Below are 12,524 nucleotides of genomic sequence, written 5' to 3'. Positions count from 1 at the left end.
TTGACCTACTGCTGCTCGACCTCGTCGGAGATCGCGGTCAACAGATGGGATGGATGTGCTGGCACTACGGCAGTTTGACAAGCCGGCCATCGGGGCGCTAGCACCGTCCAAAGCCAAGAGTCGCAGGGCAGAACTGATCGCACCCAGCGGGCTGCGGGACCCATCAGCTAACGGCCAGGTTGGTACCTCAAGGCGCATCAGCACCATGGATGTCACATTGTCCTTGTTGCGAGCGCGATTTCGGAACTTCGTTGTGACGCAGTCTGTGCACAGAGCGCACCGCTGTAAGCAAATGAGCGGACGAACGACACCCAGTGGAGGAGAGAAGTGATGCGGCGTCAAGATCCTCCGCGCTTTGCGGCAAACACACTGATCCCTCTTCACAACCCGGTCTTTCGTTCTATCTGGACAGCCACGCAGATATCCAGCCTTGGCTGGCTGGTGCAGAGCGTGGCTATAAGCTGGCTCATGGCGACGATTTCAGCCTCCGATCTAATGGTTGCGCTCGTACAGGCTGCATCGACACTGCCCGCGTTCTTCTTGTCGATCCTTGCTGGAGCCATTGCAGACAGCTTCAGCCGCCGCGGCGTGATGCTTGCCGGACACTGCCTTATCGCACTGGCATCCACGGCGCTGGCACTCGCTGTGGGACTGGGCTTTGTTAGTCCATGGCTGATCCTGGGACTGAGTTTCTTGGCCGGATGCGGCTTTGCCTTGAACGATCCAGCATGGCACGCGTCGGTAGGCGATATCCTGGAAAAGCGCGACATACCCGCCGCAGTGACGCTGATGTCGGTGGGCTACAACGTGGTTCGGAGCATAGGACCGGCGCTGGGCGGTGTAATCTTAGCTTTGCTAGGCCCCCTTACGGCTTTCGCCCTCGCTGCGCTGAGTGACCTGGTCCCGTTGAGCGCTGTTCTGCGCTCAAAGTGGCAAGTTCGCTTTTCGCCTCTTCCGCGCGAGCGGATGACTACGGCCATTCATGATGGCATGCGATTCACGGCAATATCCTCAGAGATCAGAGTGGCGATTGTGCGTGCAACCCTGTTCGGGCTGTCAAGCATCTCGATCCTTGCTCTGCTCCCCCTCCTGGTTCGCGACCAGCTGGCGGGAGGGCCAATTGTTTACGGGGTGCTATTGGCTGGCTTCGGCACAGGCGCCTTCATAGCCGGCATTGGCAGCAGCTACTTGAGACGCATTACGTCCCAGAACCGATTGATCACGCTCGCATCCGTTGCTTGCGCAACGTGTTGCCTTTTGATGGCCCTCACATCGTCGGTGGCTGTGGCGGCGATCGCGCTTGCAATCGGTGGCGCTGGCTGGGTTGTCACCTGGACCGGAACCGACGTGTGTGTGCAGTTGGCAAGCCCAAGGTGGGTCGTTGGTCGGACCCTGTCCATCTATTACGCCCTGACCTACGGCGGCATGGCAGCGGGCAGCTGGATCTGGGGTGCTGTCGCGCAGTACTATTCGCTGACGTGGGCTTTGGAAGGTGCTGCAGCGGCACTGTTGCTGGTCGCGGCTGTGGGAAAGCTATTGCCAGTGCGGCTATGGGAGGAATCGGATCAAGCGGCCGTCGACTTCAGGCCACCAGAACTGGCCCTCCCTTTGAAGCCCAGGAGCGGTCCGATCGTGATCAAGGTGGAGTACTCGATACCCGAGGAGAGTATCGATGAATTTCTGAGCTGCATGCGCGAAAGGCGGCGCGTTCAGAGCCGCGCCGGTGCGCGGGACTGGACCCTCCAGCGCGACCTTCAGAAGTCGACGCTTTGGACCGAGACATTCCGCACGCCGACATGGACGGACTATCTTCGTCTAAACCATCGGCTGACGGTGAATGACAGGGATGTAGGCGAGCGCCTTGCCGCTCTGCACATGGGTGATTCTCCGCCTCGCATCTCACTTTCAATCGAGCGGTCGACAAGCCCCGCCCCCGGCAGCCAAGTCCAGCCTGTGCCTTTTGTATCGCGCCCGTGAGATAACCAAGACTTGTCTGGGCTTGGACACGGAACGAGCTACTCCTTGATTTGTCGAGCCTGCCCGGATTGCAAATCGTTCCGGCCGGTTAGGCGAGCATGAGGATTCGCGCGGCAATTATGTCAATCACGGGTCCCATGTTCAGCCCGCCCCCCCTCTGCCGCCAGATCGGCTTGAGGGTAGTGTGCTGAGAGTTCTGCAAATTCGCTGAGAGGGGGCGGTCATGGCAGGCTGGTGATGTTCAACGTCACCTGATTCCCGCGAAGGAACGCCACCATGACCAAGACAGAAGGTAAGACCGCCAGCGCCGCCGTCAAAGACATTCTGCTTTCGAACCCGGATGGATTGCACGAAGTGCTCCGTGCGGTGATGCAGGAGGTGCTTGAGGCCGAGATGGACGAGGCGCTGGGTGCCTCGAAGAGCGAGCGCACGCCCGAACGGCTTGGCTATCGCTCGGGCTATTACGGCCGCACCCTTGTGACGCGGGTCGGCAAGCTCGAGCTGCGGGTTCCGCAGGATCGGGCCGGGCGCTTCTCCACCGAGCTGTTCGAGCGCTACCAGCGTTCCGAGCGGGCCTTGGTGGCGACACTGGCCGAGATGTATGTCCAGGGCGTGTCGACCCGCAAGGTGAAGGCGATCACGGAAGAACTGTGCGGCCATGCCTTCTCGGCCTCGTCGATCTCGGCCATCAACAAGCGGCTGGACGAGAGCCTCGCTGCCTTTGCCAGGCGCCCCCTTCAAGAGCCGTTTCCTTACCTCATCCTCGATGCGCGCTACGAGAAGGTGCGTGAAGCCGGTGTTGTCATGAGCCAGGCGGTGCTGATCGCGGTCGGTATCGAATGGGACGGAAGGCGCCAGATCCTGGCCGTGGAGATGGCCAATCGCGAGAGCCGCTCGGCCTGGAGGGACCTCCTCGTCGGCCTCAAGGCGCGCGGCCTCAAGGGCGTCGAGTTGGTTGTGTCCGACGATCACGCCGGCCTGGTGGCAGCGATCGGCGAGGTGATCCCCGAAGCCGCCTGGCAACGCTGCTACGTGCACTTCCTCAGGAACGCGCTCGATCATCTGCCGAGGAAGCACGGCGACGACTGCCTGCAGGAATTGCGCTGGCTCTACGACCGGCGCGATCTCGCACAGGCCAGGGCTGATCTTGCCGCATGGCTTGCCAAATGGTCGGCACGCTATCCGCGCCTGACAGGCTGGGCCGAGGATGCCATCGAACAAACCCTGACCTTCTTCAGGCTGCCGAGACAGCACCACAAGCATCTCAAATCCACCAACATGCTGGAGCGGCTCAACGAGGAAATCCGCCGGCGCACCTATGTCGTGCGCATCTTCCCCAATACCGAAAGCTGCCTGCGCCTGGTCAGGGCGTTGGCCGTCGAGACCAATGAAAACTGGATGGAGGCCAACCGATACATCAACATGGACGACCTGCGCGAGCACAAGAAGCTCGCTCTGCGCCAAGCCGCATGACCAGCATCATGGCCGCCCCATTTTGCAGAACTTGACGCACACAACCGGCTTGAGCACGGATTCAGGTCGCCCGTCCTTTGCATAGCGGCGGGCAACGAATAGCAAGGGGGCGCAGGGTATCCCCGTCTGCTAAGCGGGCAGAGGAGGAATCCGCAAGGCGGGTTGCTGGGGAGAGGGGTCGCGCGCCTCTTTCCGCCTCACTTAGAAAACGTGCGGCCAAGCACGTTCATGTCGGCCGTGGGCGGCCGCAACAATTGCCTACAAGGCGCAAGCGTCGTCACATATTAAGCGTAGCCGCGCGACAACCATCCGTGGTCACGCGCAATCCTGCGAATTGTCAAGCGGAGACAACGATCGCGGCACCAAGCAAAGTGGCGAACCCGATTCTGCTCGGGAGATCCCAAAGCTCTCCGAACCCTATTAGATCCATGAAGCGAAACACGGCGCCCTGAAGCAGGTAAAGCAGCAGTGTGCTCTGACCAAGCTCCACCGCGATTGAACGGGTCTCATGCCCAAAGCTGCCTCGGTGCCCAGTAGCGGCACCGCATGACCCACCCGGCGCTGCTCGAAGTAAACCGCGGCCAGCCAACATCCGAAGGTGCGCCAGACCCGATGTCGCGGCGGCCTGATGGCTCCGGCGCCGTGCCGCGGCAGAAAGCTGCCGATCTCGTCTGGCATGGTCGCTGACCGCATCGTCACCCGGGCCATCGCAGCGACTTTTCTCCGTTACAAAGTCCCCGCGGGACGGACTGCCAGTTCACGCCAGGGCCAACAGCACCCGCAGGGGCGACCGCCGCGTCTGCCGGTCCTGCGAGCAGAATAAGATCGGGAAGTGCGGCTTCATCCTCGATGCCAGAGCTCGCTTCGCCGTACCGCGGCCGCCATAGCCCCTTGCGCTATCACGAGTCAGCCCACCTTTCTAGCTGGCAGCCATCGGGAGCCGATCCGCAACCACAGGGCGGCACCTGTCGGCCCGGCTTCCGTGTCAACGCAGAACATGATGCATATTCCCAGCGCTTTTTGACAGAGCGAACTACAAAATGCAGAACACTGACTCTCCGCCAAATGAATGCTGCGAGCAAGCAGCAGGCGGAGGAACTCCGTCTGGGCTGAGTACCTGTTTCAACGTGAACAAATAAATTGTAGCCAGTTCACGAAACGCCAGGCCCGCTCCTCTGCCGTCCGATCGTCCAGGAAATCCCCTCGGCGCGCACCACGCCAGACACCTCCTTGCCGATATGATGCTCAAGCACCGGCCGCCAGGGCACCAGCGTGAACTCGCGCGATTTCTCGATGACAGCGTATTTTCCGCCGGCGAGCTCGACGCAGCGGCGCAGCGTACCGTCTATTCGATTGCCATGCTGCGCTTCAGAATACGAGAGCCCGAGTTCGTCCGAGAGCTGACTGGCAACACGGTTCAGCTCTCGTTGGCGCAGCATTGAAAGCATGTTGGCGCGATAGATGACTCGATCCTGCGCATCATGGGCAAGACCTTGCGCGATCAGCCACTGCTGTCGGCGGGCCTGGACCTGACGTACTTCTCGACCGAAGCCAGAGTCGCGCAAGGACTCAGGGTGGGCTGATACCAGCTCCTGGTCGATCCAGGTGGCGCCGTCAAAGCCTACTTGGCTCTCCAGCGGCATTGATGAGAGCTTGTCGACGACAACAGGCTGGGCCCTCGCTCGTTGACGCTCGTAATCCGCGACGCGGTTGAGATGGTCGGGCGCGACTGTCCATGTGCCGTCCGGCTCGCGCTCGACGCCACCGGTCGCACGGCGGATCGCCTCCAGTCGCCGCACGTGCGTTTCGGCAAAGCGTTCGGTGGCCGAGGGGTCATGCTTGAGATGGATATCGATGCTGTAGCGCCCGTCGTTGACCATGGCGATGCCGGCAATTGTGCGGTCGACTTTTCTTGGCCCGGTGTCCCTCGGCCTGATCCGCACTATGCAGCCTTCTGGTGTCGGTTGGGTGGCCTCGCCTTTGCCGATATCAAAATAGTGGGTTTTGCCGTCCACGCCGTCGACGACGAGGTAATGGCGGTCAGTGATTTCGTCGGCCAGCCCGCGCCCGACGACACGTCCGACCACGGTTTGGGCCGACCCGTCGGATCGATCGTGGATAAGATAGTCGGCGGCACTGCGGACGAGCCCCTTGCCGGTCAGCTCGCGATGGATGGTCTTGACAATGTCGCCGCGCTCGCCGATGCGGCGTAGCGTGGCTTCGAGATCATCCTCCAAGCGCCAGCGACCCGAAGGCATCTCCTCGGCGAGGCCCATCCGCTCGAGCTTGCGCAGGCGGCCCTGGTGCAGCGTCTGGCGAAAGGTGTCTCGGCTGGCTGGTGAGACATGCCCCTCGTCGCGCATGCGCATCAGCTGCCGGTCGATGCTGGTGAAGCGTTCCTGCTCCATCTCCTGGCGCAAGCGCTGCTCGATCTCGCGGTCGGTGCGCGGGCCAAGGTCGAGGCTAACCAGTTCGGCTGCGCGCTCGCGCAGGCCAGAGGAGATGTAGTCCCGCGCGATGACGAGGTTTTCGCCGTGATCGTCCCTGCCGCGCACGATGATGTGGGTGTGAGGATGGCCGGTGTTGAAATGGTCGACGGCCACCCAGTCTAGCCTGGTGCCGAGGTCTTCTTCCATTTGCGCCATGAGGCGCCGGGTGAGCAGCTTCAGGTCATCATACTCGATACCGTCTTCAGGGGCGACGATGAAGCGGAACTGATGACGGTCACCGTTCGCGCGATCGAGAAAGGCCCTGCCGTCCGCGTGGTCTTTGTCGGCAGCGTAGAGCTCGCCACGCTCGCCTTCCCGGGTGACGCCGTCGCGCTGGAGGTAGCGGAGGTGCGCACGAGTTCCATCGACTCCCTTGCCGGCCAGCTTGACGATGCGTGCCTTGACGACTGCGCGCCGCTGCCGAAACGCCGCGTGGCGGTCGCGTGCTCTAAGAACGGCGGCAGCAGCCCCGCCGCGCCCCACCCGGCTTCCGATGAAGCGGCTGCCGCGTCCGCTCCTGCCGCCTGCTCGGTTGACCGCGGCCTGGACCTGGCCAGCGTAGCGTTTGCCCGCCTTCGAGCCGCGCGAGCCAATTTTGCCGAGCCTCGGCGTGAATTCGTCATCCTGCATGCGGCCTCCGATGAACCAGCAGCAAAATCAGAGGCTTGCGCGCCAGACCCTCCTGGACCCGCAGGCAACCTCCCGGGAAAACGATGTGCAGACAAACACTTCGCCGCCTCAGGAGGCGATGCCTTTATCTTGCGTTCCGCGGACCTGCCTCCCTGCCCCCCGCCCGAACCGCGGTAGCCGCTGCCCTCACCTGCGATCCGGCCGGCCTGACCTTGCTCGCTCCGATCCGAGCGGCACCAGGAGGTGCCCATTCGGGCCGGTCACGGAAACACCGTTTCGGAGGAAAAACAGCGACTGCCCGGAAGGGATTCCCGGCGCGCTTTTGGAACGGGATTTGTCGGTGAGCGCGTCCATATCGGCGGCCGAAATGCCCGCCGCCTTGACCTCTTCCAGATACGAAACCGTCTCGCTAGGCAGCGGTCGCCCGCGCTGCAAATGCTGCTCGTAGCGCTCCGGCCCGGCGTTATAGGCTGCAAACAGGCCTGGAAATCCGAAGCGGTCATACATGGCGCGCAGATAGGCAGTGCCTGCCAGAATGTTGTCGCGAGGGTCGTGCGGGGCGGCTCCGAGGCCGAGCTCTGCGCGCAACTCTTCGTAGGTGCCTGGCATTACCTGCATGAGGCCAATGGCGCCGGCGCTCGACGTGACCGGCCGCCCATTGCCCCCGGCTTTCGGCATCCATGACGGCATAAATCCAGGTCTGTGGAATGCTGAAACGCCGGCTTGCTTCGGCTACGAAGGGCTGCCATCTTGCAAGCTGCGGACTATGGGAGATGACGACCGGCTTCGTGTTGGTCGCGGCGGAACAGGAGCATGGTGCGAGACACGTCATGCTCAGCATAAGGAGGGTCACTCGGTCCATAGCGGCACGAGCCTCCCGATGATGTTTTCGGTCGGCACCGGCCCGAAATAGCGGCTGTCGAACGAGCGATTTTTGTCGCTGCCGAGTAGGAAAACCTCGGCAGCGGCGAGCTTTCGGCAGGCATTCCACGAAGGCAGCGGACGGTGCTGCGTGTCGGTTGCAAGCCGGCGCGCGACAATCTCGCCGCCGATGATGATGGCGTCGCCGAAGGCGCAGACGTGCTCGCCAGCCAGCGCGGCAAGGTGCTTGACCAGCGGCACGTTGCTGGGCAGATAGAAGCGTTCGGCGGCCAGATCGACGACCGGTTTTGGCGGGCGGACGAGTACGAGATCACCAAGAGCCGGCGATCCGGACGCGACGCGATAGAGGCCGACCGGCGCACTCGCCGAGGCGTTCCAGACCAGCCAGGGCGATGGTTTGCCGAAGGCGGCGAAGCCGATCAGGGCAAGGCCCATCGTGGCCATGGCGATCGTCTTGCGCGCCCGAATGCGCCGCAGATGGCTGCCGATCAGATGGATGGTGGGACGCCGGCTCATGAGCGGCCTCCCTCGCCGGCCGAGCCGGAATCGTGCCCGCCGTCCTCGGGCCCGGTCTCCTGCGCGTGCCCCTTCGACCAATCGTCCAGTTCGTCGATGTGATAGCGGACATAGCGGCCGTGCTTGCGGAATTGCGGGCCGCCGCCTTTGAGGCGCATCTTCTCCAGCGTGCGCTGGGACAGCCCGATATAGAAGGCCGCTTGCGCGGTATTGAGAAACGGACTGCCCTTCTTGGCGCGGGCTGCGCGTTCGTTTTCGTCGTCCATGATGATCCTCGTTTCGCTACGGACAAGCGAAGGCGAGGATCGGCGAGCGAGATCGTTTTGGGGACGGGCGAAGAGTGGGGGGCGAGTTTTCGCCGCCCCCTTCGGCGGCCTCACGGGTCCTGAGAGAGGACCCCGCGCCGGTGGCGGCGCGGGGCTTTCCGGATCGGCCGGTTAGTCGACCGGGTTCCAGATGATGGCGTAAGTGTCGTCGTCATCCTGGCCGGCGGCGCGGCCGAGATTGGCGTAGAGCTTGCGGGGGCCAAACTCGGGGGCGGCAATCGACAGGCTCACATAGTCCTTGCCGGAGGTCTCGCCGGTGCGGATCCAGCCCGCACCCACTTCGACCCCTTGCGTCAGCACCCGGAAGTCGGGATGGGTGTCGGCGCTCTTTGCCTGATTGGGCACGATATCGATGTCGGCGCGGACGCTGAGCGTCTTGAGCTGGCCCTTGTAGCCGCCGTTTTCCTGTTTGGTGACGTATCCGATCGCGGTCATTTCCAGTCTCCTCTTGGTGCTCGCAAGGGACCATTCCCCTGCGATGGCGGACCGTGATGGGCGCGTCCGGACCGCCGGAACCGGGACGGCCGCAGCGATAGCGGAGGACCCGCGCGGGCAGCTTTTTTGAAGCGAAGCGGCGCGAGGAAGCCGCCGCAGGCGGCGGGGAAAAAAGCTGCCGGCGAGGGTTTCGGGCGGGCCTGATCCGCCCATAGGTCGACAAGCCAGCCGCAGGGAATGGTCCCCGAGACACAATGGAGACAGGTGGCGCGATCGGTGACACAAGAAGCCGGCCGCAATGCAGAGCGCCGGCTGCGCGGGCTCTGTCGGCAACCGGATCGGACAATTGGCCCCATGGGCCTTTGGCGCCTCAGCAAGCAACCCGGCGCGGTGCGGGGCTGCCGAAATGGGGCGAACTGGCGTCGGAATTTCTCGCGCGCGGCACTGGCTCGACAAGACGCCCAATCGGCAGCCGGCGTGGCCGTAGCGGCGCGCGCGACCTGAGCGGCGGTAATCGAGAGAACCGCCGCTCGGGCCCTGATCGACTATTCGCGCACGAACAGCGGCTGCACTTGTGTCCACTGATCGGCGGTGCGGAGCCGCTGCGGCTGGTGTAGCTTTCGGCCGGGAATTTCATCCAGCGCGGCAGCCAGGTCTCGACCCAGGGGCGGTTATTCTCGCCCGCCAGGAAGTCGCGGATGATGTTCTTTTGCGTCTTGACCTTCTCGGCGACATTGCCGTCCGCGACCAGCTTGCCGCCGACGTCGGCCAGCATCGAATTGGCGATTTCCTTGTCGCGCAAGAGGTCGAAGAAGGCATCGTCCGGTTGCCACCATATGCCCATGTCGACGTTCAGGTGGTTGCCGAGCGCCTCGATGACGGCGCTGCCGGCTGCAAGCGTCTCGGCCATGACAAGGGTGAGAACGCGCATGACATCGTCGTCGCAGAGCGCCAAGAGGCGCGCGAACACGCCGGCGATAGCAACGGCGTCGCCATTGCCGCCGGCGACCAAGCTATCCTCATCCGGTGATCCGAGCAGGGCCAATACCTCGCGCCGCTTTTTGCCGAATGCGGCTTCAGCCTTGCAGCCGGCAAGGCTGGCAGTCACCGTCTCGTTGGCTGCGCGCTGCGGCTCGGGCCGCACCTGCCACAGGCCCGAACCGGTGATGGCGTGCGCCACCACGAGGCGCAGCGCCACGGCGGGATGGTCGAGCATGGCCGCGCGCACGGCGGCATGGCGATGCAGATCGATATAGTTCTGCATCGGGCCGGTGACTTCGGGGCGCGGCAGCTTGGCGGCTGTTTCTTCTTGCTCGCCGCCCTCGCGGGCGCGGCGGGCTTCCTTGCGTGACAGCCAGCCCTCGTGACGCTCGACCTCGCCGCGATGCGAGACAGTGATGACGATCTTGCCGCCCTTCTTCTTCGGGGTCTTCTCGTGGTCCCATGCGTGGAAATACTGGCCCGGTTCCAGCGCACAACCTCGCTCCAGCCCTCGTTGAGATAGGTGTCGCGTTTGGTGGCAATCGCTTCGTTCTGCTTTTGCCAGAACAGGTCGGCATCGGCGAAATAGCTGTCCTCGCCGAACAGGTCCGAGGTGATCAGGCCGGGACACTCCTCGATGGCAAACAGTGCCACCTTGGTGGAAATCGACTGGCCGCCGAACAGCCATTGCTTCAATTGATAGCCACGCGGCGCGTATTGATCGGGATCGGCACAGAGTGCCAGCCAGTCCTTCTGCTGCGCCTTGGAAGACATGGTGAGATGGCGCACCGGCTCGGTGTCGATCTCCTCGCGCCGATAGGCTTCGCGGATTTGGGCAAGAGGTCGCCAAGCGCCAGAATGCGTTTGACCTTGAGATCAGTGGTGCCGAAGGTCACAGCGATGTCGAGAACGGTGCGGCCTTGCCTGACAAGCCGCGAAACGTCTCCCATTGCCATACTTCGTCAGGATCGAGGCGGGCGAGGTTTTCGATCAGGAAGCTTCGAGCGCATCGGCGTCGTCACCGTCCTCCATGATGGCGCAGGGCAAGGGATCGCCTTCACCGCGCTCGTCGGCAAGCGATTTCGCGGCGAAATAGCACCGCCTGCCGGGTTGTCCCCGCCGCGGAGGCCGAAGGCCGACGCGGCGGGACGGTTTTTGCGCCTATCGGCGCTGCTGTTCCGCCGTGTCGGGCGGAAGCTCGGAATGGGGCTTTGATAGGGCGTCTGCTGCCTGCCGCAGCAGTCGCTCGGCCTCGGTGACGTGGCCGCAAAATGCGGGCGGCTTCGGCATGGACGGAGATCGGAAAGCGCGCCTGGAAATGCAGGTCGCGCTCTATGCCGAGGCCAAGCGGCCCTTTTACGGATGCAAGCTCGGCCAGACTGACGCTGCCAAGTTCGGGGAAGCCGAAGCCGAGATCGCAAAGACCGAACAGCGTGTCGCCATCGGCGTCGAGTTCGCTCAGAAGCGAGGTCGCGGCACCTGTCGGATCCAACAGTTTCACAACGGGAAAATGGTCGATGTCGGCGCCGGCGGCGCCATGGGCGAGCAGTCGTGCGCGCAGTGGATTGGTGATCAGTATCATGGAAAGACTCCTTGTCAGAACGGGTCGCGTTGACTTCTTGCGTCCGGCGGGAGAAAGGTTCACCGGACCTTCCTCTGATCCGCCTCCCCATTAGAGACCGACCTCGAGCAGCTTTGCGCCGCGCGCGGACACATCGGCGCGTCCATCAGGAGGGTTTGCCCGCGTGGTGATCGGCTGGACGCCGGGAATGAGCGTCTGCTCCTTTGCGGCGTCGGCTCGGTCGCGGTCAGTTGAGGTCGCGCATCGTCATGCCGCAATGCCTTCTTGCGCCTCGCCTTCCGCATCGGCCGGAAGGCCAAACAGGAAATCAGCGGCCTTCGAAGCTAGGCTGGCGGCACGGAATATAGCGCGGTTGTCCTCGCGCAGCACCTTCAGCCATGAGCCGATGTAATCGGCGTGACGCACGGTCGGCTCGATGCCGAGATTGCTGCAGACGAAGGCGGCAGTGATTTCGGCGACCAATTCTTCACGCGCGTAGGCCTTGGAGCCGAACGAGCCGGAGAGGTCGCGAGCAAGCCGCGTCGGGTGGCCGGTCCAGTGGCCTAGCTCGTGAAAGCAGGTCCGGTAATAGTCGATCTGCTGATGGAACGCCGGCTGCGGCGGCACCTGAATGTGGTCGCTGCACGGCATGTAGAAAGCGCGATCGCCGCCGACCCTGAAATCCGCACCGCTGGCGAGAATGAGCGTCTCGGCCTGCGGCACGATCTCGCACTGTGGCAGCGGCTCGGCAGGGGCATGGAGGTGTTCCGGAAGATTGTCGCATTGCGCGACATTGAAGACGGTAAAGCGCTTCAGAAAAGGCACGGCCTGTGGTGCATCGCCCTCGTGGCGTGCGCGCTCCTTCTCGTTCTTTGGGACAAAGCGGTCGGCATGCACGATCGTCGTGCCGCGCTCGCCCTTCCTGACATTGCCGCCCAGGGCAAGCGCCTGCCGGAAGGTCAGCCATTTCTGGCTGGGATAGCTGCGCTCGATGACGGCGCCCCACAGGATGAGGATATTGATGCCGGAATAGGTGCGCCCCGTGGACGCATTCCTCGGCAGGCCGAGGCCTGCTTTTGCGCTGCCCCATGGCTTGACCCATGGCACGGTGCCGCGCTCCAGCTCGGCAATGATGCGGTCGGTGATCTCCTGATAGAGGCTTGCGCCCGGGCGCCTGCCCTTGCCTGCGCCAGCCTCTGTGCTGGTGGTACGCTTGCTGTTTGCACGCATGTGTTATCCTCCGCTCGCCAATCG

The 12,524-nt window shown here is 63.4% G+C and carries 10 protein-coding genes and 2 pseudogenes; 3 read left to right on the top strand and 9 right to left on the bottom strand.

Annotated features, from left to right (window positions below):
- The first annotated feature begins 330 nt into the window (after nt 1–330).
- On the top strand, nt 331–1,977 hold the full coding sequence (locus AC3EMP_RS10155; RefSeq protein WP_352713080.1) for an MFS transporter: 1,647 nt from the start codon (nt 331–333) through the stop codon (nt 1,975–1,977).
- Nucleotides 1,978–2,253: 276 nt separating this feature from the next.
- Complete coding sequence (locus AC3EMP_RS10150; protein WP_488362089.1) at nt 2,254–3,450, top strand: IS256 family transposase; 1,197 nt, start codon at nt 2,254–2,256, stop codon at nt 3,448–3,450.
- 284 nt (nt 3,451–3,734) lie between these two features.
- Here AC3EMP_RS10150 and AC3EMP_RS10145 read toward each other — a convergent pair.
- The 7 genes and pseudogenes from AC3EMP_RS10145 to AC3EMP_RS10115 all read right to left on the bottom strand — a co-directional run.
- Nucleotides 3,735–3,952, bottom strand: a pseudogene (locus tag AC3EMP_RS10145) (nodulation factor fucose acetyltransferase NolL); the annotation flags it as partial.
- Between the two features lie 649 nt (nt 3,953–4,601).
- Entirely contained in the window at nt 4,602–6,569 is a 1,968-nt protein-coding gene (gene rlxS / locus AC3EMP_RS10140; RefSeq protein ID WP_352713650.1) for a relaxase/mobilization nuclease RlxS, read from the bottom strand.
- A 186-nt stretch (nt 6,570–6,755) separates the two neighbouring features.
- Nucleotides 6,756–7,247 carry a lytic transglycosylase domain-containing protein gene (locus AC3EMP_RS10135; protein ID WP_352843287.1) on the bottom strand — a complete coding sequence of 164 codons (492 nt, stop codon included), beginning with the start codon at nt 7,245–7,247 and terminating at the stop codon, nt 6,756–6,758.
- A gap of 171 nt (nt 7,248–7,418) precedes the next feature.
- Complete coding sequence (locus tag AC3EMP_RS10130; RefSeq protein ID WP_023711845.1) at nt 7,419–7,967, bottom strand: S26 family signal peptidase; 549 nt, start codon at nt 7,965–7,967, stop codon at nt 7,419–7,421.
- Nucleotides 7,964–8,233: a helix-turn-helix transcriptional regulator gene (locus AC3EMP_RS10125; protein ID WP_023672373.1), complete on the bottom strand. Its 270-nt coding sequence runs from the start codon at nt 8,231–8,233 to the stop codon at nt 7,964–7,966. Before AC3EMP_RS10125 ends, AC3EMP_RS10130 begins: the two co-directional genes overlap by 4 nt.
- Nucleotides 8,234–8,404: 171 nt before the next feature.
- Nucleotides 8,405–8,728 carry a DUF736 domain-containing protein gene (locus tag AC3EMP_RS10120; RefSeq protein WP_023672372.1) on the bottom strand — a complete coding sequence of 108 codons (324 nt, stop codon included), beginning with the start codon at nt 8,726–8,728 and terminating at the stop codon, nt 8,405–8,407.
- Between the two features lie 370 nt (nt 8,729–9,098).
- Nucleotides 9,099–10,397 carry a hypothetical protein gene (locus tag AC3EMP_RS10115; protein WP_352713647.1) on the bottom strand — a complete coding sequence of 433 codons (1,299 nt, stop codon included), beginning with the start codon at nt 10,395–10,397 and terminating at the stop codon, nt 9,099–9,101.
- 92 nt (nt 10,398–10,489) lie between these two features.
- On the opposite strand from AC3EMP_RS10115, the gene AC3EMP_RS10110 reads away from it, so the two are divergent.
- Entirely contained in the window at nt 10,490–10,924 is a 435-nt protein-coding gene (locus AC3EMP_RS10110) for a hypothetical protein (protein ID WP_352713655.1), read from the top strand.
- On the opposite strand, the pseudogene AC3EMP_RS10105 reads toward AC3EMP_RS10110, so the two are convergent.
- Both AC3EMP_RS10105 and AC3EMP_RS10100 read right to left on the bottom strand, forming a co-directional pair.
- A pseudogene (locus tag AC3EMP_RS10105) lies at nt 10,871–11,291 on the bottom strand (DUF2958 domain-containing protein). The gene AC3EMP_RS10110 and the pseudogene AC3EMP_RS10105 overlap by 54 nt on opposite strands.
- 246 nt (nt 11,292–11,537) lie before the next feature.
- A complete protein-coding gene (locus AC3EMP_RS10100; RefSeq protein WP_352713644.1) occupies nt 11,538–12,500 on the bottom strand; it encodes an ArdC family protein in 963 nt (320 codons plus the stop codon).
- Between the last annotated feature and the right edge of the window lie 24 nt (nt 12,501–12,524).

It is taken from the genome of Mesorhizobium sp. P160219, assembly GCF_057786095.1.
The sequence above is the reverse complement of the archived record's forward strand: the minus strand, read 5'-3'. Positions and strand labels throughout refer to the sequence as shown.